A 22763-nucleotide genomic window follows, 5' to 3' on the forward strand; every position below is an offset into this window, starting at 1 on the left:
CGGTGCACCCAATCGCGCAGGGTCTGCCGGTCCATGCCGCAGGTTGCGGCCGCGTCCGTGCGCGACTGCCCTTCCAGTACCAAGGCAAGAGCCAGCATGCGTCGCGCTGCGTTCGCGTCCCGACTGCGAGCTGCAGCCTGCCTCAGGGCATCCGCCGACAAGTCCTGCCGCGTGATCACCACCGCCATCGCAAGCCTCCCGAATCGAACCCCCGGGAGACAGCGAATCACGCCCGCCGCAAACCGCGGATCACATGCGAGTCAGTGACCATGGCGGTTGGTATTACACCGTCGTCATTTCCTCGCAACCGCTTTCGCAGGCAGCACAATCCTGGCGGGCCTCCGCCCGGCCCAGGCACAGACCCGCAACGTGATGGAGACGCTGGCCGCCGATGGCCGCTTCAACCGCTTCATCGACCTCATCACCCAGGCCGGCATCACCGACCAGCTGCGCTCCACGGCGAGCGTGACGGTCTTTGCCCCGGTCGATGCGGTCTTCGACGTGGTCAATGCCCGCATCACCGAGCTGACCGCGCAGGGCTCAGGCAACATCAACCAGAACAGCGCCGACCCGCTGCGGCTGCGCGAGTTCCTGGCCTACCACATCGTCTCCGGCTCCATGCCCTCCTCTGGCCTGCTGGACGGGCGGCGCTTCAGGACGGTGAACGGCGCCGAGATCCTGGTCGCCAATGACGGCAGCAAGATCGCCATCAGCAACCCGGCGCCCGAGCGGCAGACCGGCAGCTTCGGCGCGGGCGGGCTGAACGTCCAGGCGCCGGCGCTGGTGGTCGGGCCGGACATCGTCGCCAACAACGGCATCATCCACGCCGTCAGCCAGGTGCTGTTCCCGTAGGCACCGCCTGTTGCGAGGGAGCGGCGGTCATGCTGAACAGCCGCTCCCGCCCCAGCAGGAAGAAGCGCGCGCCGCGCGGGAATAGGCCGGCGATGGCCGGGTCCCGCGCGTCGAGCCCGCCCGTATAGGCGCCGAAGGCGGGCAGCACGAGGCGCCTGCCGTCGGCGACGAAGCAGGGGCGGGTAATGCCGCCGGCGCGCGTCGCCATGGTCGCTTTCGGGTGGAAATGGCCGGAGACCTCGCCGCCCGGTGCCATGGCAAAGCGCGAGGCGGCCGGCCGCGCCTGGTGGCGGAAGACGAGCGGGCCGTCGCGTACTTCCTCGGCCGCCGTGCCGGGCAGTCCCTCGGGCGGCTCCGGGTCATGGTTGCCCAGCACCCAGAGCATCTCGATGCCCGAGAGCATGCGGTGCAGCGCCTCCAGCTCCGCGGGCGGCAGGCGGCTGGCGCCATGCCGGTCGTGAAAGCTGTCGCCGAGAGCGATGATCCGCGCCGGTTTCCAGCGACGCAGCAGCAGGGCGAGGCGGGAGAGCGTCTCCCGCGTGTCGTAGGGCGGCAGGAAGCGGCCGGCGGCGGCGAAGGCGCTGCCCTTCTCCAGGTGCAGATCGGCGACGACCAGCGTGCGCCGCGCCGGCCAGTGCAGCACGCCAGCCGGGTCGAGCATCAGCCGCTCGCCGCCGAGATGGATCGGGGCCGCGCTCATGCCTGGCCGAGGCTCTTCGGCGCGTTGCGGATGAAGCGGTTGCGGCGCGGCCGCTCGCGGTGCCGCGGCTTGTCAACGTCGCGCGGGCGGATGGCGATGCCCTCCGTCACATCGGCGAGCAGGCCGGAGAAGAGTTCGGCGCCGCCGGTCACCTCGCCGACCAGCGCCTCGGCCTCGGCGAGCAGCGCGTCCTCGGCGCCGCCGGCGACCCATTCGCGCCCTTCCTCGATCAGCGCCGGCACGGCCAGCGGCGAGACGCGGTTGAGGCGGCGGTGGATGATGCGGCCGCGGGCGCGGGCCAGCAGCAGGCTGATGCGGGCGACATCCGTCAGTCCGCCCGCTGCCTCCTGCCGCGTCGCCCGCATCAGGATGTGGTCGGGCTCGTGCTTGCGCAGCACGTCGTAGATCAGGTCGGCATTCATGGTCATCTGGCGCGGGCGCTTCTCCTGCCCGGGGTGGTTCTTCTCGAGCAGCCCGGCGATGGTGGCGATGTTGCGGAAGGTGCGGCGGAGCATGGAGCTCTCGGCCATCCACTCCTCCAACTCCTCGCCAAGGATGTCCTCCTCGAAGAGGTGCTCCACATCGGTCGCCTCGAAGGCGGACCAGGTGGCGAGGACGTAGTCGGTGGCGAGATAGCCGAGCGGGCCGAAGCCGGCGCGCTCCATCCGCTTGGTGACGAGCATGCCGAGCGTCTGGTGCGCCAGCCGCCCCTCGAAGCAATAGGCGACGAGGAACCAGCGGCCGCCGCGCGGGAAGGTCTCGATCAGCAGCCCGTCCTTGGGGGGCAGCATGCTCTGCTTGCGTTGCAGCTTCAGCCAGTCCTGCACGGGGGCGGGCAGCAGGCGCCACTTGCGCGGGTCGTTGACGATCTCCCGCACCCGGGCCGCGAGCCAGGTGGAGAGCGGCATGCGGGAGCCGGCATAGGCGGGGACGCGCGGCTCGCCCTCGCCGCCCCGGGATACGACAGCGCTGACGCCGTCCAGCGCCTCGAAGCGGAGCGTCTGGCCGGCGAAGATGAAGCAGTCGCCGGCGACGAGCGTCGAGATGAACCACTCCTCCACCTCGCCCAGCACCGGGCCGCCGCGGAGGCGGACCTTCAGCAGCGGCGTCTCGACGATGGTGCCGAGATTCATCCGCAGCTGCCGTGCCACGTGCTGGTCGCGCACATGGACCAGCCCCTCGGCATCGCGGAACAGCTTGCGGAAGCGGTCATAGACGCGGAGCGCGTAGCCGCCATTCTCGACGAAGCCGAGCACGTCGTCGAAGTCGCGGCGGGTGAGGGCGGCATAGGGCGCGGCGCGGCGGACCTCCTCGTAGAGGTCGTCCGGATGGAAGGGAGCGTGGCAGGCCATGGCGAGGATGTGCTGGGCCAGCACGTCGAGCCCGCCGGGGCGCGGCGGGTCGCCGTCCAGCTCCTCGTGCCGCACCGCCTCGAGCGCCGCGGTGCACTCGATCACCTCGAAGCGGTTGGCGGGGACGAGCACGGCGCGGGAGGGCTCGTCCATCCGGTGGTTGGCGCGGCCGACGCGTTGCAGCAGCCGCGCCACGCCCTTCGGCGCCCCGACCTGGATGACCTGGTCCACATCGCCCCAGTCGATGCCGAGGTCGAGCGAGGCGGTCGCCACCACGGCGCGCAGCTTCCCCGCCGCCATCGCCGCCTCCACCTTGCGGCGCTGCTCGACGGTGAGGCTGCCATGATGGAGGGCGATCGCCAGGCCGTCCTCGTTCAACCGCCATAGCGCCTGGAAGCAAAGCTCCGACTGGGCACGGGTGTTGACGAAGACGATGGTGACACGCGCCTCGCGGATGCGGCGGTAGACCTCCGGCATGGAGGCGAGGCCCATATGGCCGCCCCAGGGCAGCCGGCCCTCGGGCAGTGTGATCGACAGCTCCGGCGGCGCGCCGCCGCGCACCTGGACGAGGCGCACATCCTCGGCCTTGCCGGAGGGGGAGAGGAAGGCGCGCAGCGGCTCCGGCCAGGCGACCGTCGCCGAGAGGCCGACGCGCCGCGCCGCCGGTGCCAGCCTCCCGAGCCGGGCGAGGGCGAGGGCCAACTGGTCGCCCCGCTTGCTGCCGGCCAGCGCATGGATCTCATCGACGATGACGGCGCCGAGCCCGGCGAAGACCTCCGCCGCCTCGGGCTGGGAGAGCATCAGGGCGAGGCTCTCCGGCGTCGTCAGCAGCAGGTTGGGCGGGTCGGCGCGCTGCCGGGCGCGGCGGTTCTGCGGCGTGTCGCCCGTCCGCGTCTCGATGCGGATCGGCAGGCCCATCTCCTCGACCGGCGCCATGAGATTGCGAGCGATATCGACGGCCAGCGCCTTCAGCGGCGAGATGTAGAGGGTGTGAAGGCCGGGACGCGGGTTGCGGGCGAGGTCGACGAGGCTCGGCAGGAAGCCGGCCAGAGTCTTGCCGCCGCCGGTCGGCGCGACCAGCAGGGCGGATTCGCCAGCCTGCCCCGCCCGCAGCAGCGCGAGCTGGTGCGCCCGCGGCGTCCAGCCTCGCCCGGCGAACCAGGCGGCAAACGGTTCCGGCAATGTTCCCATCCGGCCCCTTATATGGCGGGACCGGGCGGACTCGGGAAGGCGTTACCCGCAGGCGAAGCGAAGCGTCGCCTTCGTTCCGCTATCGGCTTCGATCCGCAGGCTGGCATGGGCCTGCCGCGCCAGCCGTGGCACCAGGTGCAGGCCGAGGCAGCCCTGCGGCGAGTTGCGCCGCTGCGCCTCCTGCAGGCCGATGCCGTTATCCGCCACCACCAGCTCGCCGAGCCCCGGCGCTGGCCGGCGCAGCGACAGGCGGACGGTGCCGGTATGGTGTTCGGGAAAGGCGTGGCGGACGGCATTCACCACCAGCTCGTTGACGATGAGGGCGAGCGGCGTCGCCTGGGAGACGGGCAGCAGCAGCCCCGGCTCCACCTCCACCTCCAGGGCGATGCCGGGGCGGCCGACCACATCCAGCGCGCTGCGGGCGGTAGCCTGCAATTCGGCGCCGAGGTCGATCATCGCATTCTCGGCGATGCGGAACATGCGGTCCTGCACCAGCGTCGCCAGCATCACTCGCGTCGCGGCGCCGCGCAGCGCGGCCGATACCTCCGGGCTGGTGGCGCGGCTGGCCTGCAGGCCGAGGAAGGAGGTGGTGGCCTGGGCGTTGTTCTTCACCCGGTGATGCAGCTCGGCCAGCAGCAGCTCCCGCTCGGCGAGCGCGTGGCGACGCTCCTCCAGCGCCTGGCGCATCTCGGTGATGTCGACGCAGGAGCCGACGAAGCCGGTGAACTGGCCATCCTGGCAGAGCGGCCGCGCGGTCTCGAGCAGCCAGCGCCATTCCCCGTCATGCCGGCGGAGGCGGAAGTCGAGGGTGAAGGGCACGCGGTCGGCAAAGCCGCGGAGGAAGGCCTGCTCACGGCGTGCCCGATCCTCGGGATGCACGTCCTCGAGCCAGCCGGCGCCCAACTCCTCCTCCAGCGTCCGGCCGGTGAAGTCGAGCCAGGACTGGTTGACGAAAGTCCGCTCGCGGTCCGGCCCCGCCTGCCAAAGCATCACCGGGGCGTAGTCGGCCAGGAGGGAGGGTTCGGCCTGACCAGCCGTCACCTGCGTCGCCAGCCTGGCATTTGTGGCACTCCCTTGCCCTGGCGACATCCAGTCCTCTTGCCCTTTATCGATGCCGCGACGCCGTAGGCCGTTGCAGTTACGGTCCCGTATGACGCATGAAGCGACCAGAGGTTTCCTTGGCTTTGCCTTGGCGCGCGCCAATGGAAACAGCGCGCCGCAGGCCGGGTTGCCGACACGGCCAAAACCATCCGTCATCACTGCGTCGCACTCTCAATCAGCGCCACCCGGGACGCAATTAGCTTCGCTGTGAGGTGATTTTTCGAACAATTCAACAATATCCTGGCAGCAAGGTGATGGGTTGCACCGGCGCGGCGCAGGGCCAAGCTTCCTTCACGATGCCTCATCCCGAGACCTGGCTCCGCGTCACCCCCGACGGCCTCCTCTGCGAGCCCGGCGGCTTCTTCATCGACCCGGTACGGCCTGTGGAGCGGGCCGTCATCACCCATGGCCATGCCGACCATGCCCGGCCCGGCCACCGATCCGTGCTGGCGACGCCGGAGACGCTCGCCATCATGCGGGCGCGGATGGGCGAGGGGGCGGGAGATAGCCAGCAGGAGATGCGCCATGGCGAGGTGCTGCGGCAGGGCGACGTCACCATCCGCCTGGTGCCGGCCGGGCATGTGCTCGGCTCGGCGCAGGTGGTAATGGAGTGGCGGGGCAGCCGGGCCGTCGTCTCCGGCGACTACAAGCGCCAGGCGGATGCCACCTGCCTGCCCTTCGAGCCCGTGCCCTGCGACGTCTTCGTCACCGAGGCGACCTTCGCCCTGCCGGTCTTCCGCCACCCGGACCCGGCGCATGAGGTGGCGAAGCTGCTGCGGAGCCTCGCCCTGTTCCCGGAGCGGACGCATGTGGTCGGCTGCTACGCGCTCGGGAAGTGCCAGCGCCTGATCACGCTGCTCCGCGCCGCGGGCTGGGACCGACCTATCCACCTGCATGGGGCGCAGCAGCCGCTCTGCCGGCTCTACGAGCAGCTCGGCGTCCCGCTCGGCGAGCTGCGGCCGGCGACGGTTGCCAACAAGGCGGAGCTGCGCGGCGCCATCGTGCTCGCCCCGCCCTCGGCCATCGCCGACCGCTGGGCGCGGCGGTTGGCCGAGCCGGTGACGGCGCTGGCCAGCGGCTGGATGCGGGTCCGCCAGCGGGCGAAGCTGCGCGGCGTCGAGCTGCCCATGGTCATCAGCGACCATGCCGATTGGCCGGACCTCAACCGCACCATCGACGAGGTGGCCGCACCGGAGGTCTGGGTGACCCATGGGCGGGACGACGCGCTGGTGCATGCGCTGGCCGGGCGCGGCATCCGCGGGCGGGCGCTGCATCTGGTCGGGCTCGGCGAGGATGAGGACGAGGCTGTGGCGTCCGAGGGAGCCCCCGCGGCATGAGCCTGCCCGCATTCGCCGAGCTGCTGGAGCGGCTGGTCTTCACTCCCGGCCGCAACGCCAAGCTCGCCCTGCTGCGCGACTGGTTCGCCACCCAGCCGGACCCGGACCGCGGCGTCGGCCTCGCCGCCCTGACCGAGGAGCTGGTCTTCACCACGGCCAAGCCGATGCTGATCCGCGACCTGGTGGCGGCGCGGACGGACCCGGTGCTGCTCGCCCTCAGCCACGACTATGTCGGCGACCTGGCCGAGACGGTGGCGCTGATCTGGCCGGAGCGCATGGGGGTGAACGCCGAGCCGCCGACCCTCTCCGAGGTGGTGGAGGCGCTGGAGGTGACGCCGAAGGCGGAGCTGCCAGCCTTGATCGCTGGCTGGCTCGACACGCTCGACTCCGGCGGGCGGCTGGCGCTGATCAAGCTCATCACCGGAGGGTTGCGCGTCGGCGTCTCCGGGCGGCTGGCGCGGGTCGCGCTGGCCGAGTGGTCGGGCAAGCCGGTCGAGGAGATCGAGGAGATCTGGCACGGCGTCGCCCCGCCCTACCTGCCGATCTTCCGCTGGCTGGAGGGGCAGGCGGAAAAGCCCGACCCGCGCGACGCACCCGTCTTCCGCCCGCTGATGCTGGCCCATCCGCTGGAGGACCGCGACCTCGCCGCGCTCGACCCCGCGGCCTATCGCGCCGAGTGGAAGTGGGACGGCATCCGCGTCCAGCTCACCGCCGGGCCGGGCGGCCGGCGCATCTGGAGCCGGGGCGGGGAGGACATCTCGGGCGGCTTCCCCGAGATCACCGAGGCGATGGACTTCCATGGCGTGCTGGATGGCGAGCTGCTGGTGATCCGCGACGGCCTGGTGGCCCCCTTCGCCGATCTGCAGCAGCGGCTGAACCGCAAGCAGGTCGGGCCGAAGATGCTGCGCGACTACCCGGTCGGCGTTCGCCTCTACGACCTGCTCTTCGAAGGCGGTGAGGATCTTCGCCCGCTGCCCTTCGACGAGCGGCGGCGAAGGCTGGAGGATTGGGTCGCCCGCCATGAGCCGGCGCGGATGGACCTCTCGCCGCTGATCGCCTTCGCCTCCGTCGCGCAGCTCTCCGAGGTGCGGGATGGCGCGCGGGCAGCCTCGATCGAGGGGCTGATGTTGAAACGCGCCGACAGCCCCTACCTCGCCGGGCGGCAGAAGGGGATGTGGTGGAAGTGGAAGCGCGACCCGCTCTCCATCGACGCCGTGCTGATGTATGCCCAGCGCGGCCATGGCAAGCGGAGCAGCTTCTACTCCGACTACACCTTCGGCCTCTGGCGCCCGGATGGGGCAGGGGGCGAGGAGCTGGTGCCGGTCGGCAAGGCCTATTCCGGCTACACGGATGAGGAGCTGGGCTGGCTCGACCGCTGGATCCGCAACCACACGACCAGCCGCTTCGGCCCGGTGCGGGAGGTGGAGAAGGCGCTGGTACTGGAGGTGATCTTCGACGCGGCGCAGCTCTCCGGACGGCACAAATCGGGCGTCGCGCTGCGCTTCCCGCGCATCGCCCGCATCCGCACCGACAAGCCGGCCAGCGAGGCGGACCGGCTGGAGAACCTGATGGCCTATGTCGAGGCGGGGCCGGCAGAGGGGTGATTACCCTCCCTGGTATCCGGGACGGTGGCGCAGGGCTGCTCAGGCCCGCCTCATTCCCGATGCGCCAGGTAATGCGCCAGCCCCGCGATGTCGGCATCGGACAGGCCGAACACGGCACCATTCATTTGCGGGTCGGCACCGTTGCGCTGGCCGTCGCGGTATTCGGTCAGGGTGCGCGCGAGGAACTCCTCACGCTGGCCGGTGAGGCGCGGGATCTGCTCGCGTCCCGCAAGGCTCGGCAGATGGCAGGTCGTGCAATGCCGCGGACCCAGCAAGGCCTCGCCGCGGGCTGCCAGCGCCGCATCGCGCGGGCTGCGGTCCTCGGCCGGGCTGGGCGGGAGGCTGCTGAACCAGGCGGCGAGATCCTCGATATCCTGGTCGGGCATATTCTCGACGAAGGGCTGCATCGCCGGGACCTGGCGGATGCCCTCCCGCATCAGGATCAGCTGGATCGTGACGTAGCCCGGTTGCTGCGCTGCGAGCGAGGGGATGTCCGGAATGCGGCTTCGCCCATCCTCGCCATGGCAGGTGCTGCAACGGCCGCTGGCCAGCGCCTGGCCCCGGCCCTTGTCCTGTGCGGCCGCGAGGCCAGGGAGGCCGACGGCCAGGACGGCCGCCGCCAGGAACCGCGCGAGACTCACTGGCGGTAGGTGATGCGGTAGAGCGCGCCGGTTTGCTCGCCGGACACCAGCAGCGAGCCGTCGCGCATCACATGCACATCCGTTGGCCGGTCTAGGAACTTCTGGTTCGCGTCGTCGCGCAGGCCGGTGAGGAATTCCTCGACCCCCGTGACATTGCCCTGCGCGTCCAGCTTCGCCACCACCACGTCGAAGGCGACCAGTCGGCTGTGGTTCCAGGAGCCGTGCCGGGCGATGAAGATCTGGTTGCGATACGCCTCCGGGAACATGGTGCCGGTATAGAAGCGCATGCCCAGCGCGGCGGTGTGCGGGCCCAGCAGCGCCGTGGGGCGGGAGAACTGGCTGCAATCCTTCCCGGCGTTGTATTGCGGGTCGGGCTGCCCGGTCGAGCAGAAGGGGAAGCCGATATCCTCGCCGCGGCGGGCGATGCGGTGCAGCGAATCCTCCGGCCATTCGTCACCGGACCAGTCGCGCGCGTTGGTGGTGGCCCACAGCTCGCGCGTCACCGGGTGATGCGCCATGCCGACGCTGTTGCGGATGCCGCGCGCCTCAAGCCGGCGGTCGCTGCCGTCCGGGTTGAAGGAAACCAGCGTGGCGAATTGATCGCGGTCGAACTCGCAGATATTACAGTTGACGCCGATATTCATGTAGATGCGGCCATCGGGGCCGAGCGTCGTGAACTTCCAATGGTGGTTGCCGCCATGGTCCCGCTCGGTGGGCAGGTTGAAGGCCGCGGTCAGGTCGGCCGGCGCCGGCACCTCCTCCAGGTTCTGCTCGATATTGTCGTAGCGCAGCACGCGGTTCACGGCGACGACGTAGAGGCTGTTGCCCACCATCACCAGGCCGTTGGGCTGGGTCAGCCCCTGGGCGATTACGCGGGTGCGCGTGGTGCCGTCCGCATTCTTCGAGACGGCATAGACGCGGCCGATGGAGCGGGTGCCGACGAAGATGGTGCCGTTCGGGCCCTCCGCCATCATGCGGGCGCCAGGCATGCCGTGCGCATAGATCTCGGCCTGGAAGCCGGGCGGAAGGCGAATCGCGGAAACCGGCACCTGGTCGCGCGGCGTCGCCGTGAGGCGGGGTGCATGCGGCGCCAGGGTGGAGCCTTCCGGCCGCCCGACGGCCCAGCCGGGAACCGGTGCCTGGGCGGCCGGCTGTGCGAAGGCCGGCACCGCACACAGTGCCAGGACGGTGCCAAGCATCGCGCCTTTGAAATTCATTAATCTCTCCCTCCGCGGCCATCCGAAGCCAGCTTCCGCGATGGAAGAACGAAAGCGGCAGCGTGGCAAGGTACGGCGAAGATGGCCGGCTATATTCGGCTTCCAAGCCTCTCTATTGCGTGAGGCGGCAGGCGCAGCTTCGCTGGAGCCGGATCAGGCACCTCGTTGCCCGTTGGATTGACAACGATCCATGCAGCCTTTCATGACGCGGCCCCGGCCTTGGGCGGCAGCGGGAACAAGGTGAGGAAGCGCGCGGCCAGCGCCCGGTCGCCCTCGACCCTGAGCACCCCCGCGGCCTCCAGCGCCTCCAGCGGCTGGCCGCCATAGATCGCGGCGGCGATGACGGCTGGGGCACCGTCGAGGATGAGATCGGCACCTTCGACCGGCCCCGCCGCGATGACGATTCGCCCCTCGCCGAGCCGGGCGAGGTAGCGCTCCGCCCCCAGCCGGAAGCCGATGCGCGCAGCCAGCCCGCCAGCCCGCCCCGCATCCAGCATCGTCCGCAGGGAGAGCAGCAGCGAGGCGGCGCTGAAAGGCAGCGTCGGGTCATGCAGGGGCGAGCGCGCCGCCCAGCGGCCGAGCGCCTGGAAGATCGGCTCGCTCTCCAGCCCCCATTCGGTCAGCGCATAAACCTGGGCCGAGGCCGGCGGCGGCAGCCGATGCCGCACCACCACCCCCGCCGCTTCCAGTCCGGCGAGGCGCTGGGTCAGCACGTTGGCGCTGATGCCGGGCAGGCTGGCGCGCAGCTCGCCGAAGCGCCGGGGGCCGAACATCAGCTCCCGCATCACCAGCAGCGCCCAGCGCTCGCCGACCAGGTCAAGCGCATGTGCGGCGGCGCAGGCATCCTCGTACCAGCGGCGCGGCCCAGTTTCGGTTATTTTTTCTGACTTCATAGTTGCAATTTATAACTATTCCGGGCAGCATCCTCAAGCCCCAGGGAGGACGCTCATGCCCAAGCTGATCTTCGTGAACCTGCCCGTCACCGACCTGACGCGCTCGATCGCCTTCTACGAGGCCGTCGGCGCGACGCTGAACCCGCAGTTCACCGACGAGACCGCCGCCTGCATGGTCTTCTCCGAGACCATCCACGCCATGCTGCTGACCCATGACAAGTACCGGCAGTTCACGGCGAAGCCGATCGCCGATGCCCATGCCTCGAGCGCCGCGCTGATCTGCATCTCCGCCGAGAGCCGCGCCGAAGTGGATGCCGTGGTCGAGCGGGCCGGCGGCGCCGGCGGGCGCAAGGACCCCGGCAAGACGCAGGACTATGGCTTCATGTATGGCCGCAGCTTCGAGGACCCGGACGGGCACCATTGGGAGATCATGTGGATGGACCTCGAGGCGGCGAAGACCGCGATGGGGTCGGGGAAGGAGGCATCCTGAGAAGCCGGCTCGACCTCGTGAGGTTTCGGCGCTCCACTGCCGGCGAGAGCCAAGCGGAGCCCGCACCATGCGCTTCAACCATGTCGCCAACCGGCTGAACCCGGAGCATTTCGAGACGGTGGTGGCGCTCTTCACCGCCCGGCTCGGCTTCGCCGTGCTGCGGCGGACGGAGCGCGCCATCTGGCTTCGCCAGCCGGGAGCCAACATAGACCTGCAGTTCAGCCACAGCGACACACCGGGGCGGGATGCGGACAAGCTCCGCTCCCAGGTCTCCTTCCTCAGCGAGACGCCGCGCGAGGCGCTGGAGGCGCTGGCCGAATGGCTGGCAGGGCAGGGGGTGGAGGCGCAGGTCGGCGCCTATTCGCCGCGGGAGTTCTACCTCGACGCCCCGGCCGCCTTCGTCGATTTCGTCATCGAGGCCATGCGGCCGGAGCTGGCCGACTATCCCCTGGACGAATAGGGGCGTGAGCCCCTTGCATCCCCCCTTGCCCCCTGCCACACCCGCGCCCGCATGACCGACGACCTGCCCAACCCCGCCCTCTTGCCCGCCGGGCTGATGGACCTCCTCCCCCCCGAGGCGGAGCGGGAGGCGGCGCTCGTCGAGACGCTGATGGCCGCATTCGCCGGGCATGGCTATGAGCGGGTGAAGCCGCCGCTGCTGGAATTCGAGGACAGCCTGCTCGCCGGCTCCGGCGCCGCAGTGGCCGAGCAGACCTTCCGCCTGATGGATCCGGTCAGCCAGCGGATGATGGGGCTGCGTGCCGACACCACGCCGCAGGTCGCCCGCATCGCGGCGACAAGGCTCGGCCTGCAGGCCCGGCCGCTCCGCCTCTGCTATGCCGGGCAGGTGCTGCGCGTGCGCGGCACCCAGCTTGCGCCGGAGCGCCAGCTCCCGCAGGCCGGCATCGAGCTGATCGGCAGTGATGCCGCCGAGGCTGATGCCGAGGTCGCCCTGGTCGCCGCCGAGGCGCTGGCCCGCGCCGGCGTCCCCGCCGTGAGCCTCGACATCACCCTCCCCACCATGGCGCCGGCCCTGCTGGAGGCCGCTGGCGTGCCGTCCACGCTCAGCCAGCGCCTGGCGCGCGCGCTCGACCGCAAGGATGCCGCCGCGGCGACGGCGTTGGCCGAGCAGGCGGGGCCGCTGGCCGCCGCGCTGCCGGTGCTGCTGGCCGCCGCCGGCCCGGCCGATGGCGCGCTGGCCGCGCTCGCCGCCGCCGACCTGCCGACCGCGGCGCGCGCCATCGCAGACAACGCCGCCGCCGTCATCGCCGCCATCCGCGCGCGGGAGCCGGAGCTGCGCATCACCCTCGATCCGGTGGAGTTCCGCGGCTTCCGCTATCATGTAGGCGTCGCCTTCACCCTCTACGGGCCGGGCGCGACCGGCGAGCTGGCGCGCGGCGGCCGCTATGTCTCCGCCAATGACGAGCCGGCGACGGGCATGAGCCTCTACCCCGACGCCGTGTTGCGCGCCGCCCGTCCCGCCGCCTCACGGCCACGCATCTTCCTCCCCCTCGGCACCCCGCCCGCCGCCGCTGCGGCGCTGCGGAGCCAGGGCTTCGCCACGGTCGCCGCGCTGGCGCCGGGCGACAGCCCCGCCGCGCTGCGCTGCACGCATGTCCTGCGCGACGGTGCTGCCACGCCTTTCAGCAAGGACGACGTGTAATGGCCAATGTGGCGGTGATCGGCGCCCAGTGGGGCGACGAGGGCAAGGGCAAGGTGGTGGACTGGCTGGCGAGCCGGGCCGACATCGTCGTGCGCTTCCAGGGCGGACACAATGCCGGCCATACCCTCGTCATCGGCGAGCAGGTCTACAAGCTCTCGCTGCTGCCCTCGGGCGTGGTGCGCGGCAAGCTCGGCATCATCGGCAACGGCGTGGTGCTCGACCCGGATGCGCTGCTGGCCGAGATCGACCGCGTCACCGCGCAGGGGCTGTCGGTGACGCCGGAGAACCTCCGCATCGCCGAGAACACGCCGCTGATCCTCCCGCTGCACCCGGCGCTCGACAAGGCGCGCGAGGCGGCGCGCGGCGAGGACAAGATCGGCACCACCGGGCGCGGCATCGGCCCGGCCTATGAGGACAAGGTCGGCCGCCGCTCCATCCGCCTCTGCGACCTCGCCGAGCCGGCGACGCTCTCGGCCAAGCTCGACGAGTTGCTGCTGCATCACAACAGCCTGCTGCGCGGCCTCGGCGCCCAGACCTTCGAGAAGCAGGCGCTGCTCGACGGGCTGCTGGCGCTGGCGCCACGGCTGCTGCCCTTCGCCGAGCCGGCCTGGGAGCGGCTGGACGAGGCGCGGCATCGCGGCCAGCGCGTGCTTTTCGAGGGTGCGCAGGCGGTGATGCTCGATGTCGACCACGGCACCTACCCCTACGTCACCAGCAGCAACACCGTCGCCGGCAATGCGGCGGCGGGGGCGGGGATCGGGCCGGATGCCATCAGTATGGTGCTCGGCATCGCCAAGGCCTACACGACCCGCGTCGGCAGCGGCCCTTTCCCGACCGAGCTGACGGACGAGATCGGCCGGGGCCTCGGCGAGCGCGGCCGTGAATTCGGCACGGTGACGGGCCGCCCGCGCCGCTGCGGCTGGTTCGATGCCTGCCTGGTGCGGCAGGCGGTGAAGACCGGCGGCATTCAGGGCCTCGCCCTCACCAAGCTCGACGTGCTGGATGGGCTTATGGAGCTCAAAATCTGCACCGGCTACACCATCGGCGGCGAGCATTACCGCCGCCTGCCGGCCGCCGCCGGCGCCCAGGCCGCGGCGAAACCGGTCTATGAGGTGCTGGAGGGCTGGACCAGCTCCACCCGCGGCGCCCGCTCCTATGCCGACCTTCCGGCTGCGGCGGTGAAGTATGTCCGCCGCATCGAGGAGCTGGTGGAGGCGCCCGTGGTGCTGCTCAGCACCAGCCCGGACCGCGACGACACCATCACGCTGCGCGACCCCTTCGCGGGGTAGCGTGCCTGCGCTCTACCCGCATCTCGCCGGGTTCATCCAGGCCCGGTTCCATCAGGACTGCGACCTGGACGGCGACGATGCGGCAATCATGGCGGAGGTGCGGCAAGTGCAGACTCTGGCGGAACGCGCGCTGCTTGCCGCGGACATCCGCCGCTTCCTTGCCGACCATCCCGGCAGCCTCGCCGATGCCGCCTTCCTGCGGCATCTGGAGCCGGATATCGACCCCTCGGCCAACGGCCATTCCACGGCCGAGTGGCTGAGGGATATCCTGCGGCTGCTGGAGCAGCCCTAGATCAGGTTCAGGTCCTGCCCGATCGCGGCAAGGTCGTCGCGGATGCCGGTGAAGACGTCGTTCGCCTCCGCCTGCACATCCTGCCGCCAGCCATCGATCAGCGACTGGAAGACCTGCGGGTCGCCGCCGTCGCTGTCATAGATGCTGCGCAGCGCGAGCAGCTGCGGGTCGGTCGTGCCCGTCTCCGGCACGATCAGCTCCGGCTCGGGCGAGGCGGCCGCCGTCGCGGTGCTGCTGGCATAAAGCTCCGGCGCGTGCTGCGCCGCATCGAGCTGGACAAGGCCGGCGATGCCCGCCTGCGGCGAGAGGTCGGCGCTCTTGCCCGGCAGCAGCACGATGTCGCCGCGGTTTTCGTAGTTCACGGTAAGGCTGTTGATCGTCGCCAGCGCCTGCTCCTCGGTGAGGCCGGGGAATTCCTCTGCGGCCTTGTCGGCGGCAAGATTCGCCAGGGTCGGGTCGGCCCGCAGCACCTCGCCGATCTCCGCCCGGTGCGCGCCGAGCGCGACGGCCGGATCGTCGGCGATGACGAAATTGGTGATGCGCGGATCCGCACCCGGCGGCAGGATCGCGCCCGGCGAGCCGAAGGTCACGGCATCATAGGTCACGCCCGCCTGGTCAGGGTGCGCGGCCATGAACTGCTGCGCCAGCGACCCGCCGAGGCTGTGCCCCGTCACCACGATCTGGTCGTAACGCCCGCTCGCCGCCGCCTGATCCACCGCCTGGAAGAGCGAGGTAAAGTCGGCATAGTCGGCATTGATGTTCTGCAGGTCGTTGAAGCTGTCCTGCTGGTCGTCGCTGCCGCGGAAGACGATGACGAGGCTCTCCTGGCCGTTCACCACGCCCTCCGTCACCAGCGCCGCGGAGTTGTCGCTCTGATAGAGGCCGCCCGCGAAGCTCTGCCCGGCACCGAGGGTGACAGGCAGGTCCGCTGCGGGGGTGAAGCCGGCCGGCAACGTCACCGGCGTATTCGAATAGGCATTGAATGAAAGCTGCGCGAGCGCAGCGTCAGTCGCTGTCGTCACTGTGTCTCTCCTGCATTGTGGCCACCCGCCGCAGCGGGGGCGAAGGGAACCGCCGATGGCGGGCCCCGCCGGCTTACCCGGGGCATGCCCGGTGCGGCTTTCGGGGAGAGAACACGCGGCCCTCGCTCAAGGTTCCGCGCGATTGCGTTGGTGGCAATTGCTCCGGCCGGCTGTTCAACCGAGCCGGTTACTTTTGGACATCCATCTTAACGCTTCGCCATCTCCAGCCCATGCTGTTCGCGCACGGCGTGGAAGCGCAGCATCGGCCATTCTTCCTCCGCCCGCTTCCGCCGCCAGTCGGAGCCGAAGAAGGCGACCAGTGCGCCGTCATGGTCCTCGCCCGCGTCGCGCCGGTTGGCCTGGGCGAAACGGTCGAGCGCGGCGCGATCCTCGCCAGTGACCCAGCGCATCATCTGCCACATCGTGTCGTCGAAGCCGGCCGGCACGCCATATTCGACCTTGAGGCGGCTTTGCAGCACATCGAGCTGAAGCTGACCGACCACGCCGACGACGGGGTTCGAACCGTCGAGCGGGCGGAAGAGCTGCACCACGCCCTCCTCGGCGAGCTGCGAGAGCGCCGTCTTCAGCTTCTTCGCCAGCATCGGGTCCTCGAGCCGGACATGGCGGAGGATTTCGGGCGCGAAGCTCGGCACGCCCCGGAAGTTGATCGCCTCGCCCTCGGTCAGCGTGTCGCCAATGCGCAAGGTGCCGTGATTGGCCACCCCGACCACGTCGCCCGGCCAGGCCTCCTCGGCCACCTGCCGGTCCTTGGCGAAGAAGAACAGGGGCGCATTGACCGGCACCTGCTTGCCGGTGCGGACCTGCTTCAGCCGCATCCCCTTCACCAGCCGCCCGGAGCAGAGCCGGACGAAGGCGACGCGGTCACGGTGATTCGGGTCCATATTGGCCTGGACCTTGAAGACGAAGCCGGTCAGCGCCGGCTCGCCCGGGTCCACGGGCCGCGCATCGGCGCTGCGGCTTTGCGGCGGCGGGGCGTAGCGGGCGAGGCCGTCCAGCAGGTGGCCAATGCCGAAGTCGCGCAACGCGCTGCCGAAGAAGACCGGGGTGAGGGTGCCCTGGCGGAAAGCCTCCAGGTCGAATTCCGGGCAGGCGGCCTCGGCCAGCCCGACCTCCTCCGCCAGCGCCGCCGCCCGCTCCGGCCCGACCAGCCCGGCCAGCTTCGGATCGTCCAGGCCCGAGAGCGCGACGGCCGAGCGGTCATCCGCATCGACGGGCAGGAAGTGCCGCGCCAGCATGTCCCAGGTGCCGGCGAACTCGCTCGCCCGCCCGACCGGCCAGGCGACGGGGGCGGCGTCCAGTGCCAGCGTCTTCTCGATCTCGTCGATCAGCTCGAAGGGGTCGCGCGCCTCGCGGTCCATCTTGTTGACGAAGGTGATGATCGGGATGTCGCGCAGGCGGCAAACCTCGAAGAGCTTGCGGGTCTGCGCCTCGATGCCCTTGGCGGCGTCCAGCACCATCACCGCGGCATCGACGGCCGTCAGCGTCCGGTAGGTGTCCTCGGAGAAGTCCTCGTGGCCCGGCGTATCTAGCAGGTTGAAGATCAGCCCGCCGCGCTCGAAGGTCATCACCGAGGTCGCAACGGAGATGCCGCGGTCCTGCTCGATCTTCATCCAGTCCGAGCGGGTGCGCCGGGCATTGCCCTTGGCCCGCACGGCGCCGGCGAGCTGGATGGCGCCGCCACGCAGCAGCAGCTTCTCGGTCAGGGTCGTCTTGCCGGCATCGGGGTGGGCGATGATGGCGAAGGTGCGCCGCCGCCCCGCCTCGGCCGAAACCTGGTTCGGTGCCGTGGCGGAGAGGTCGGCCGGGGTCATGGCGTCCACGGGCGCGTCTCTGCTGATATGGGGTCTGGCCCTTGATCTAGGCTCCCGGGCGCCCAAAGACCAGGGCTGGTGGACAGCGGGCGGCCCCGGCGCAATGCTGGCCGGCGGAGGGCATGGGATGGAATTGGGACGCCTCGGGGTCTGGTACCCCGCCGACCGGCTGGACGGGCCGGGCCTCGCCGCCCTCGCCCGGCGGGTGGAGGAGCTCGGCTACGGCACGCTCTGGTATCCGGAGGCGCGCGGCTACGAGTCCCTCACCCTCGCCGGCCACCTCCTCGCCGCCACCACGCGGCTGACGGTCGGCAGCTCCATCGCAAACATCTATGCGCGGGACCCCTTCACCGCCCGCCGCGGCATGGCGACGCTGAATGCCTTCCATGGCGGCCGCTTCGTCCTCGGCCTCGGCGTCAGCCACATCCCGCTGGTGGAGGGTGTGCGCGGCCATCGCTACGACAAGCCGGTGCCCGCCATGCGCGCCTATCTCGACGGCATCCAGGCCGATACCGGCGAGGACTGGCCCATCCTCCTAGCCGCCCTCGGCCCGAAGATGCTGGAGCTGGCGGCGAAGCGCACCCATGGCGCCGTGCCCTACAACGTGACGCCAGAGCACACCCGCATCGCCGCCGGCATCCTCGGCCCGGGCAAGGTGCTGGCCGTCGAGCAGAAGGTCTGCCTCGAGACCGACCTCGCCCGCGCCCGCACCCTCGGCCGCGCCGAGCTGGCGCACTACCTGACCCTGCCGAACTACGTGAACAACTGGCTGCGCATCGGCTTCACCGAGGACGACCTGAAGGATGGCGGCAGCGACCGCTTCATCGACGCCATGGTGATCTCCGGCGACGCGGCGGCGGTGAAGGCGAAGCTCGCCGAGCATTTCGCGGCGGGCACGACGCATCTCTGCATCCAGCCCATCCATGCCAAGGGCGACATCGCGGCGCGCGACGCCATGCTGGCGGCGCTGGCCGACCTGTGAAGGACACACACCGATGCTGACGCTCGGCTACAAGGCCTCGGCCGAACAATTCGCCCCGGCGAAGCTGCTGGAATTCGGCATCATGGCCGAGGAATGCGGCTTCGATTCCTGCTTCATCTCCGACCACTTCCAGCCCTGGAAGCACACGGACGGCCACGCGCCGAACTCGCTGGTCTGGCTCGGCGCGCTCGGCGCCCGGACGCAGCGGCTGGTGATGGGCACCTCCGTTCTGACGCCCACCTTCCGCTATCACCCCTCCATCGTCGCCCAGGCCTTCGGCACGCTCGGCTCGATGTATCCCGGCCGCGTCATCCTCGGCATCGGCACCGGGGAGGGGCTGAACGAGGTGCCCTCGACCGGCGCGCCCTGGCCCGAATTCAAGGAGCGCTTCGCCCGCATGCGCGAGGCGGTGCAGCTGATGCGCCGGCTTTGGTCCGAGGAGCGCGTGACCTTCGAGGGCCAGTACTACAGGACCGACAAGGCGACGATCTACGACCGGCCAGAGCAGATGGTGCCGATCTATGTCGCCGCCGCCGGCGCGCTCGTCGCCAAATATGCCGGCCGCGGCGGCGACGGCTTCATCTGCACCAGCGGCAAGAAGCGGGAGCTCTACACCGAGACGCTGCTGCCCAACCTCGCCGTCGGGCTGGAAGCCGCCGGCGCGCCGAAACCCAACTACGACCGCATGATCGAGGTGAAGGTCTCCTTCGACACCGACAAGCAGCGTGCGCTGGAGGATACCCGCCACTGGGCCGCGCTCGCCCTCTCGCCCGAGGAGAAGATGTCGGTCGAGGACCCGGCCGAGATGGAGCGCCTGGCCGATGCCCTGCCGCTGGAGCGCGCCGCCAGCCGCTGGATCGTCTCCAGCGACGCCGAGGAGCATGTCGAGCGCATCGGCGAGTATGTGGCGCTCGGCTTCAACCACCTCGTCTTCCACGCGCCGGGGCCGGACCAGGCGCGCTTCCTGAAGCTCTATGGAGAGCAGGTGCTGCCCCTGCTCCGCCGCCGCTTCGGCTGAGCCGTGCAGCGGCTGGAACTGCTGGCGCTGCCCGGCCTGCCGATGGTGCGGGCCGGGGATGACCTGGCATCGCTGATCGAGGCCGGCCTCGCCCGCGCCCGGCTCGCCCTTCGCGGCGACGACGTGCTGGTGCTGGCGCAGAAGATCGTCAGCAAGGCCGAGGGGCGGAGCGTCGCCCTTGCCACCGTCACCCCCTCGGCCGAGGCGCGGGCACTGGCGGAGCGGGTGCAGAAGGACCCGCGCTTCGTCGAGCTGGTGCTGTCGGAGAGCCAGCGCGTCGTCCGCGCGCGGCCGGGCCTGCTGATCGTGCAGCACCGGCTGGGCTTCGTCATGGCGAATGCAGGCATCGACCAGTCCAATCTCGGCGAGGAGGGCCACGCGCTGCTGCTGCCGCGCGACCCGGACGGCACCGCCGCCGCGCTCGCCGCGCGGCTCGGCTGCCCCATCATCATCACCGACAGCTTCGGCCGCGCCTGGCGCCGCGGCACGGTGGGCGTCGCGATCGGCGCCGCCGGCCTGCCAGCGCTCTGGGACCTGCGCGGCCGGCCGGACCTTTTCGGCCGTACGCTGCAAGTCAGCATCAGCGGTTTCGCTGACGAAATCGCCGCCGCCGCCTCCCTGCTGCAAGGCCAGGGCGCCGAGGCGCAGCCCGTCGTGCTGGTGCGCGGCCTGGAATGGGACGCCCCGCCCAGCCCCGCCGCCGACCTGCTGCGGCCCGAGGCGGAGGACTTGTTCCGGTGATCGTGGCCCTCTCGGGCGGCATCGGCGGCGCCAAGCTGGCGCTCGGCCTCAGCCATGTCCTGCCGCCGGATGAGTTGCTGATCGTCGCCAATACCGGCGACGATTTCGAGCATCTCGGCCTCAGCATCTCGCCCGATATCGACACGCTGACCTATGCGCTGGCCGGCCTCGACAACCAGGAACTCGGCTGGGGCCGCCGCGACGAGACCTGGTCCTTCATGGAGACGCTGGCGAGCATCGGCGGCGAGACCTGGTTCCGCCTCGGCGACCGCGACCTCGCGCTCCATGTCGAGCGCACGCGGCGGCTGCGCGCGGGCGAGAGCCTCACCGCCATCACCGCCGACGTCGCCCGCCGCCTCGGCATCGGCCCGCGCATCCTGCCGATGAGCGACGACCCGGTGCGGACGCGCATCCGCAGCGACGAAGGCTGGCTCGACTTCCAGCATTGGTTCGTCCGCGACCAGACTCGCCCGCCGGTGCGCGGGATCGAATTCGCCGGCGCCGCCGAGGCCCGACCGAACCCCGCGCTGCTGGATGCGCTGCTCGCCCGGCCGCGCGCCGTGGTGATCTGCCCTTCCAACCCCTTCATCAGCATAGAGCCGATCCTGGCCGTGCCTGGCTTGCGCGCCGCCATCGCCGGCTGCGGCGCCCCGGTCGTCGCCGTCTCGTCAATCATCGCCGGCCAGGCGGTGAAGGGCCCCACCGCGCGCATGTTCGAGCAGGCCGGCATCGGTCCGAGCGCCGCCGCCGTCGCCGCTCGCTATGCCGGGCTGCTGACGCATTACGTTATGGAGCCCGGCGACGATGCGACAGGCATCGCGGCGCAGGTCATCCGCGCGCCGACGCTGATGCGGAGCCTCGAGGACAAGATCGCCCTCGCGCGCGCCGTGCTGGCCGCTGCATGACCTGGGCCATCCTCCCGGTGAAGGAGCTGGCAGGCGCGAAGCAGCGCCTCTCCCCCGCCCTCTCCCCGGCGCAGCGCGTGGCGCTGATGCAGGTGATGATCGGCGAGGTGCTGGCGGCGCTGCTCGGGGCGCGCGGCCTCGCCGGCGTTGCCCTGGTGACGCTCGACCCCTGGGCGACGGACCTCGCCCACCGCAGCGGCGCCCGCGTTCTGACCGAGGGCGCCCGCGACGGCCATACCGGCAGCGTCACCGCCGCCGCCCGCGCACTCGCCGCAGAGGGCGCGCGCGGCATCCTGACGCTGCCCGGCGACATCCCCGCCGTCACGCCCGCCGAGATCGAGGCGGTGCTCGCCGCGCATGGCGACGCCCCTGCCTTCACGATCGCGCCCGCGCATGACGAGCTGGGATCGAATGCCGTGGCGATGTCGCCGCCGCTCGCCGTGCCGCTGCGCTTCGGCGAAGACAGCTACTTCCCCCACCTCGCCGCGGCCCGCGCCCAGGGCATCGCGCCGCGCATCGTCCCGCTGCCAGGCATCGGGATGGATATCGACCACCCCGCCGACCTCGCCAGCTTCGCCCGCCTGCCGGAGGCCGCCGGCACGCGGACGCTCGCCTTCCTGCGCGAGTGCGGCCTCACTCCATAGTCGCGCCGGAGTCCTCGACCAGCTTCTGCCACACCTTCTCCTGCGCACGCATGTACTCGCCATAGGCGGCCGGCGTCTCGTCGGCGACGGGGGTGAAGCCGATCGGCTCCATCTTCCCGCGGAAGGTATCGCCCCGCACCACCTGCGTCAGCGCCCGGTGCAGGATGGCGATGCGGTCCGCCGGCGTCCCCGCCGTGGTGTTGATGGCGTACCAGCTCTGCATGTCGATATTGGCGCTCGGCAGCAGCTCCTTCATCGAAGGCACGTTGCGCAGCTCCGGCACATAGGTGATGCGCTCGGCGCTGCCGACGGCGAGCGGGCGGAAGGCGCCCTCGCGGATATTGGCGATCGCCGCCGGGATCACGTCGAACATCATGTCGATATTGCCCGCGAGCAGGTCCTGGAAGGCCGGTCCGCCGCCGCGATAGGGCACATGGGTGATGTCGACGCCCGCCGCGCGCTTCACCGACTCGATGGTGAGGTGGCTGACGGTGCCGGTGCCGGAGGAGCCCATGGTGAGCTTGCCGGGGTCCTTCTTGGCGGCCGCCATCAGCTCCTGGAAGCTCTTGTAGGGACTCTTGCCGTTGACGATCAGCACCACCGTTCCCGTGGTGACCCGCGTCACCGGCGCCAGGTCGCGCATCGGGTCGAGCGGCATGGACCGGCGGAAGAGGAATTTATTGGCGCAGAGGATGTTCGCCGAGCCGAGCAGCAGCGAGTAGCCGTCCTTCTCCGCCTTCGCCACCGCATCGGCACCGAGATTGCCGCCGGCGCCGCCGCGGTTCTCGACCACGACATTCTGCCCGACCACTGGCTGCAGCTGCTCCGCCAGCAGCCGCCCCGTCAGGTCCACGGCGCCGCCTGGGGCGAAGGGCACGACGATGCGGAGCGGCCGTTCGGGGAAGCCCTGGGCGCGGGCAGCGAGAGCGGGCAGGCTGAGGGCGGCGGCCTTCAGCAGCAGGCGACGATGGGGCATCGGTCTCTCCGGCAGGGGTTT

The 22763-nt window shown here is 70.8% G+C and carries 23 protein-coding genes; 13 read left to right on the plus strand and 10 right to left on the minus strand.

The features are described from left to right. The coding region (locus tag EP26_RS06975) for a helix-turn-helix domain-containing protein (protein ID WP_043337547.1) at positions 1 to 188 on the minus strand (188 nt) is incomplete at its 3' end. Between the two features lie 184 nt (positions 189 to 372). Here EP26_RS06975 and EP26_RS06980 point away from each other — a divergent pair. After that, positions 373 to 852 carry a fasciclin domain-containing protein gene (locus EP26_RS06980; RefSeq protein WP_043337394.1) on the plus strand — a complete coding sequence of 160 codons (480 nt, stop codon included), beginning with the start codon at positions 373 to 375 and terminating at the stop codon, positions 850 to 852. Here the strand turns inward: EP26_RS06980 and pdeM are convergent. The 3 genes from pdeM to EP26_RS31755 are packed head-to-tail and all read right to left on the minus strand — an operon-like array spanning position 830 to position 5184. Beyond that, positions 830 to 1552, minus strand: a complete 723-nt coding sequence (gene pdeM, locus EP26_RS06985) for a ligase-associated DNA damage response endonuclease PdeM (RefSeq protein ID WP_043337397.1) — start codon at positions 1550 to 1552, stop codon at positions 830 to 832. The genes EP26_RS06980 and pdeM overlap by 23 nt on opposite strands. After that, positions 1549 to 4095, minus strand: a complete 2547-nt coding sequence (locus EP26_RS06990) for a ligase-associated DNA damage response DEXH box helicase (protein ID WP_084112367.1) — start codon at positions 4093 to 4095, stop codon at positions 1549 to 1551. The genes pdeM and EP26_RS06990 overlap by 4 nt, the downstream gene beginning before the upstream one ends. A 42-nt stretch (positions 4096 to 4137) precedes the next feature. Beyond that, complete coding sequence (locus EP26_RS31755) at positions 4138 to 5184, minus strand: sensor histidine kinase (RefSeq protein WP_169747369.1); 1047 nt, start codon at positions 5182 to 5184, stop codon at positions 4138 to 4140. A 266-nt stretch (positions 5185 to 5450) separates the two neighbouring features. On the opposite strand from EP26_RS31755, the gene EP26_RS07000 reads away from it, so the two are divergent. Beyond that, positions 5451 to 6533, plus strand: a complete 1083-nt coding sequence (locus tag EP26_RS07000) for a ligase-associated DNA damage response exonuclease (RefSeq protein ID WP_052388898.1) — start codon at positions 5451 to 5453, stop codon at positions 6531 to 6533. Next, positions 6530 to 8137, plus strand: coding sequence for a cisplatin damage response ATP-dependent DNA ligase (locus EP26_RS07005; RefSeq protein ID WP_043337398.1), 1608 nt, complete (start codon positions 6530 to 6532; stop codon positions 8135 to 8137). The genes EP26_RS07000 and EP26_RS07005 overlap by 4 nt, the downstream gene beginning before the upstream one ends. A 50-nt stretch (positions 8138 to 8187) precedes the next feature. On the opposite strand, the gene EP26_RS07010 is transcribed toward EP26_RS07005, so the two are convergent. From EP26_RS07010 to EP26_RS07020, 3 genes are all read right to left on the minus strand, one after another. Further along, positions 8188 to 8778: a c-type cytochrome gene (locus EP26_RS07010; protein WP_043337399.1), complete on the minus strand. Its 591-nt coding sequence runs from the start codon at positions 8776 to 8778 to the stop codon at positions 8188 to 8190. After that, positions 8775 to 9995 (minus strand): PQQ-dependent sugar dehydrogenase, encoded by a 1221-nt coding sequence (locus EP26_RS07015; protein WP_245624314.1) that lies wholly within the window; start codon positions 9993 to 9995, stop codon positions 8775 to 8777. Before EP26_RS07015 ends, EP26_RS07010 begins: the two co-directional genes overlap by 4 nt. Before the next feature lie 200 nt (positions 9996 to 10195). Next, on the minus strand, positions 10196 to 10888 hold the full coding sequence (locus tag EP26_RS07020) for a winged helix-turn-helix transcriptional regulator (RefSeq protein ID WP_043337401.1): 693 nt from the start codon (positions 10886 to 10888) through the stop codon (positions 10196 to 10198). A gap of 55 nt (positions 10889 to 10943) precedes the next feature. Here EP26_RS07020 and EP26_RS07025 point away from each other — a divergent pair, with 55 nt between their 5' ends. The 5 genes from EP26_RS07025 (at position 10944) to EP26_RS07045 (ending at position 14622) form a co-directional block, all read left to right on the plus strand. Continuing rightward, positions 10944 to 11378, plus strand: coding sequence for a VOC family protein (locus EP26_RS07025; protein WP_043337403.1), 435 nt, complete (start codon positions 10944 to 10946; stop codon positions 11376 to 11378). 67 nt (positions 11379 to 11445) lie between these two features. Next, positions 11446 to 11838, plus strand: coding sequence for a hypothetical protein (locus EP26_RS07030; protein WP_043337404.1), 393 nt, complete (start codon positions 11446 to 11448; stop codon positions 11836 to 11838). Positions 11839 to 11889: 51 nt separating this feature from the next. Beyond that, positions 11890 to 13041 (plus strand): ATP phosphoribosyltransferase regulatory subunit, encoded by a 1152-nt coding sequence (locus EP26_RS07035; RefSeq protein WP_043337406.1) that lies wholly within the window; start codon positions 11890 to 11892, stop codon positions 13039 to 13041. Next, entirely contained in the window at positions 13041 to 14330 is a 1290-nt protein-coding gene (locus tag EP26_RS07040) for an adenylosuccinate synthase (protein ID WP_043337408.1), read from the plus strand. The genes EP26_RS07035 and EP26_RS07040 overlap by 1 nt, the downstream gene beginning before the upstream one ends. A 1-nt stretch (position 14331) precedes the next feature. Continuing rightward, positions 14332 to 14622 (plus strand): contact-dependent growth inhibition system immunity protein, encoded by a 291-nt coding sequence (locus EP26_RS07045; protein WP_043337410.1) that lies wholly within the window; start codon positions 14332 to 14334, stop codon positions 14620 to 14622. Here EP26_RS07045 and EP26_RS07050 read toward each other — a convergent pair. Continuing rightward, positions 14619 to 15644 carry a lipase family protein gene (locus EP26_RS07050; RefSeq protein ID WP_043337411.1) on the minus strand — a complete coding sequence of 342 codons (1026 nt, stop codon included), beginning with the start codon at positions 15642 to 15644 and terminating at the stop codon, positions 14619 to 14621. The genes EP26_RS07045 and EP26_RS07050 overlap by 4 nt on opposite strands. Before the next feature lie 206 nt (positions 15645 to 15850). Continuing rightward, positions 15851 to 17476: a peptide chain release factor 3 gene (locus EP26_RS07055; protein ID WP_043337554.1), complete on the minus strand. Its 1626-nt coding sequence runs from the start codon at positions 17474 to 17476 to the stop codon at positions 15851 to 15853. Positions 17477 to 17603: 127 nt separating this feature from the next. Here EP26_RS07055 and EP26_RS07060 point away from each other — a divergent pair, with 127 nt between their 5' ends. From EP26_RS07060 to cofC, 5 genes are read left to right on the plus strand one after another with little or no spacing between them, the layout of a single operon-like run. Continuing rightward, complete coding sequence (locus EP26_RS07060) at positions 17604 to 18458, plus strand: TIGR03620 family F420-dependent LLM class oxidoreductase (protein ID WP_052388899.1); 855 nt, start codon at positions 17604 to 17606, stop codon at positions 18456 to 18458. Between the two features lie 13 nt (positions 18459 to 18471). Next, complete coding sequence (gene fgd / locus EP26_RS07065) at positions 18472 to 19476, plus strand: glucose-6-phosphate dehydrogenase (coenzyme-F420) (protein ID WP_043337412.1); 1005 nt, start codon at positions 18472 to 18474, stop codon at positions 19474 to 19476. Between the two features lie 3 nt (positions 19477 to 19479). Beyond that, positions 19480 to 20217 (plus strand): coenzyme F420-0:L-glutamate ligase, encoded by a 738-nt coding sequence (cofE, locus tag EP26_RS07070; protein WP_043337414.1) that lies wholly within the window; start codon positions 19480 to 19482, stop codon positions 20215 to 20217. Then, on the plus strand, positions 20214 to 21122 hold the full coding sequence (cofD, locus tag EP26_RS07075) for a 2-phospho-L-lactate transferase (RefSeq protein ID WP_043337415.1): 909 nt from the start codon (positions 20214 to 20216) through the stop codon (positions 21120 to 21122). Before cofE ends, cofD begins: the two co-directional genes overlap by 4 nt. Beyond that, positions 21119 to 21766, plus strand: a complete 648-nt coding sequence (cofC, locus tag EP26_RS07080) for a 2-phospho-L-lactate guanylyltransferase (protein WP_052388900.1) — start codon at positions 21119 to 21121, stop codon at positions 21764 to 21766. Before cofD ends, cofC begins: the two co-directional genes overlap by 4 nt. Here the strand turns inward: cofC and EP26_RS07085 are convergent. Beyond that, a complete protein-coding gene (locus EP26_RS07085) occupies positions 21756 to 22742 on the minus strand; it encodes a Bug family tripartite tricarboxylate transporter substrate binding protein (protein ID WP_043337417.1) in 987 nt (328 codons plus the stop codon). The genes cofC and EP26_RS07085 overlap by 11 nt on opposite strands. Positions 22743 to 22763 lie beyond the last annotated feature (21 nt).

Origin of the sequence: Belnapia moabensis DSM 16746, from assembly GCF_000745835.1 — a bacterium.
GTDB classification, from domain to species: domain Bacteria; phylum Pseudomonadota; class Alphaproteobacteria; order Acetobacterales; family Acetobacteraceae; genus Belnapia; species Belnapia moabensis.

Excerpts from the sequence above, each read along its gene's own strand:
- EP26_RS06980 (WP_043337394.1), top strand. The coding sequence starts at position 373 with ATGGAGACGCTGGCCGCCGATGGCCGCTTCAACCGCTTCATCGACCTC.
- pdeM (WP_043337397.1), bottom strand. The coding sequence starts at position 1,552 with ATGAGCGCGGCCCCGATCCATCTCGGCGGCGAGCGGCTGATGCTCGAC.
- EP26_RS06990 (WP_084112367.1), bottom strand. The coding sequence starts at position 4,095 with ATGGGAACATTGCCGGAACCGTTTGCCGCCTGGTTCGCCGGGCGAGGC.
- EP26_RS31755 (WP_169747369.1), bottom strand. The coding sequence starts at position 5,184 with ATGTCGCCAGGGCAAGGGAGTGCCACAAATGCCAGGCTGGCGACGCAG.
- EP26_RS07000 (WP_052388898.1), top strand. The coding sequence starts at position 5,451 with ATGGGTTGCACCGGCGCGGCGCAGGGCCAAGCTTCCTTCACGATGCCT.
- EP26_RS07005 (WP_043337398.1), top strand. The coding sequence starts at position 6,530 with ATGAGCCTGCCCGCATTCGCCGAGCTGCTGGAGCGGCTGGTCTTCACT.
- EP26_RS07015 (WP_245624314.1), bottom strand. The coding sequence starts at position 9,995 with ATGAATTTCAAAGGCGCGATGCTTGGCACCGTCCTGGCACTGTGTGCG.
- EP26_RS07020 (WP_043337401.1), bottom strand. The coding sequence starts at position 10,888 with ATGAAGTCAGAAAAAATAACCGAAACTGGGCCGCGCCGCTGGTACGAG.
- EP26_RS07025 (WP_043337403.1), top strand. The coding sequence starts at position 10,944 with ATGCCCAAGCTGATCTTCGTGAACCTGCCCGTCACCGACCTGACGCGC.
- EP26_RS07030 (WP_043337404.1), top strand. The coding sequence starts at position 11,446 with ATGCGCTTCAACCATGTCGCCAACCGGCTGAACCCGGAGCATTTCGAG.
- EP26_RS07035 (WP_043337406.1), top strand. The coding sequence starts at position 11,890 with ATGACCGACGACCTGCCCAACCCCGCCCTCTTGCCCGCCGGGCTGATG.
- EP26_RS07040 (WP_043337408.1), top strand. The coding sequence starts at position 13,041 with ATGGCCAATGTGGCGGTGATCGGCGCCCAGTGGGGCGACGAGGGCAAG.
- EP26_RS07055 (WP_043337554.1), bottom strand. The coding sequence starts at position 17,476 with ATGACCCCGGCCGACCTCTCCGCCACGGCACCGAACCAGGTTTCGGCC.
- EP26_RS07060 (WP_052388899.1), top strand. The coding sequence starts at position 17,604 with ATGGAATTGGGACGCCTCGGGGTCTGGTACCCCGCCGACCGGCTGGAC.
- fgd (WP_043337412.1), top strand. The coding sequence starts at position 18,472 with ATGCTGACGCTCGGCTACAAGGCCTCGGCCGAACAATTCGCCCCGGCG.
- cofC (WP_052388900.1), top strand. The coding sequence starts at position 21,119 with ATGACCTGGGCCATCCTCCCGGTGAAGGAGCTGGCAGGCGCGAAGCAG.
- EP26_RS07085 (WP_043337417.1), bottom strand. The coding sequence starts at position 22,742 with ATGCCCCATCGTCGCCTGCTGCTGAAGGCCGCCGCCCTCAGCCTGCCC.